2 protein-coding genes are annotated in these 1,832 nt (G+C 39.8%); both read left to right on the forward strand.

Going from position 1 to position 1,832, the window contains the following annotated elements; translation table 11 throughout:
* The first annotated feature begins 175 nt into the window (after window positions 1–175).
* Complete coding sequence (locus tag F6K54_RS37490; protein ID WP_293089081.1) at window positions 176–469, forward strand: glutaredoxin family protein; 294 nt, start codon at window positions 176–178, stop codon at window positions 467–469.
* 180 nt (window positions 470–649) lie between these two features.
* A partial coding sequence (locus tag F6K54_RS37495) for a UDP-N-acetylmuramoyl-L-alanyl-D-glutamate--2,6-diaminopimelate ligase (RefSeq protein ID WP_293089082.1) occupies window positions 650–1,832 on the forward strand: 1,183 nt, incomplete at its 3' end.

Consider the following 1,832-nt stretch of genomic DNA (forward strand, 5'->3'; position numbering starts at 1 on the left):
TACTCCCCTACTCCCAACTATATAAAAGGAAGAGGGAAGAAGGAAGAAGGAAGAGGGAAGAGGGAAGAAGGAAAAATCTTGTTTTGTCTGAGTTTAAAGCTTTACTCCCCTACTCCCAACTATATAATAAGTATTCAAGCAGATTTGATATAAACCAAAGAATTTAATTTAAACTATGAACCTAATTTTATACAGTAAACCAGGTTGCCATCTTTGCGAAGGACTCCAAGAAAAACTCGAAGAAATACTGAAAGACTCTGAAAACCCCTGTAAATTCGACTTAGAGATTAGAGACATTACCACCCGGGATGATTGGTTTGCGGCTTATCAATATGAAGTACCCGTGCTTTCCGTCTGCGAAGCGGATACCACAAATGAACAATTCATACCACGTCCCTCTCCCAGAATGTCAGTGAGAAAATTGCAGCAAATGTTACAAAAATATCTTTCAACAATGAATAATGAATAATTAATAATTAATAATTACCTCTCATTGAAAAGAAGAGGACTGACTAAAAGGAAGATTTTTTCTCCTTGAAATGAGAGGCTTTATACCTTAATTATTCTGTAAACTTGTGATATAGATAACCAAAAAATCCTGTTGGTAAAAGAACCTAAATCTTAGCAAAAAACTATAGGAATTCCTAACATGAAATTGAGAGAATTATTAGCAAAAGTTCCCAGTATTTCCCTTGCCAATAATCATCCTGCATTAGAGACAGAAATTACAGGTTTAGCCACAAATTCTCATGCTTGCCAAACAGGGGATTTATTTTTAGGAATGCCAGGTACCCGTGTCGATGGAGGAGAATTTTGGGAAAGCGCGATCGCTAATGGTGCAGTAGCAGCTCTAGTATCTCAACAAGCAGCTCAAAAACATCAGGCCAAAAATGAATGTGTTATCCCAGTTGCCGACATGACTCAAACTTGTCCGGAAGTTGCTACAGCATTCTATGACTATCCAGGGCAAAAAATGAAGATGGTAGGTATTACTGGCACTAACGGCAAAACAACCACCACCCACTTAGTAGAATTTCTCCTCAATAAGGCTCAATTACCAACTGCTTTATTCGGCACCCTCTACGCTCGTTGGCCTGGTTTTGAGGAAACAGCAGCTTATACCACACCTTTTCCGGTGAAACTGCAAAAACAACTGGCGCAAGCAGTAGCAGCAGGTAGCAAATATGGAGTTATGGAAGTTAGTTCCCACTCTCTACATCAAAAGCGAGTTTGGGGTTGTAGTTTTGAGGTGGCAGTATTTACCAATTTGACTCAAGATCATCTCGACTATCACAAAGATATGGATGATTACTTTGAAGCAAAAGCGTTGTTGTTTAGCTCAGACTATCTCAAAGGTCGCGCTATAGTTAATGCTGACGATCCCTACGGCCAAAAGTTAATTGCCAGAATGAAACCGGATCAAGTTTGGAGTTATAGCACTAGCAATACTTCTGCCGATTTATGGGCTTCAAATTTGGAATATCAACCCACTGGAGTTAAAGGAATTCTGCATACTCCTCAAGGTGAAATTCCTTTTAGTTTGCCCTTGGTAGGGCAGTATAATTTATCTAATATGTTGGCAGCAGTGGGAACAGCTTTACATTTAGGTTTAGATTTGGCGATGGTGGTTGCTCAGTTATCAGAATTTCCTGGGGTTCCTGGTAGGATGGAAAAGGTACAGGTTAGTAATGAGCAAGATGTCAGTGTCATAGTTGACTATGCTCATACTCCCGATAGTTTAGAGAATTTATTAAAAGCAGCACGACCTTTTATTCCCGGTCGGATGATTTGTGTATTTGGTTGTGGAGGCGATCGCGACCGCACTAAGAGGC

This window comes from Okeania sp. SIO3B5 (assembly GCF_010692555.1).
Lineage (GTDB): Bacteria > Cyanobacteriota > Cyanobacteriia > Cyanobacteriales > Microcoleaceae > Okeania.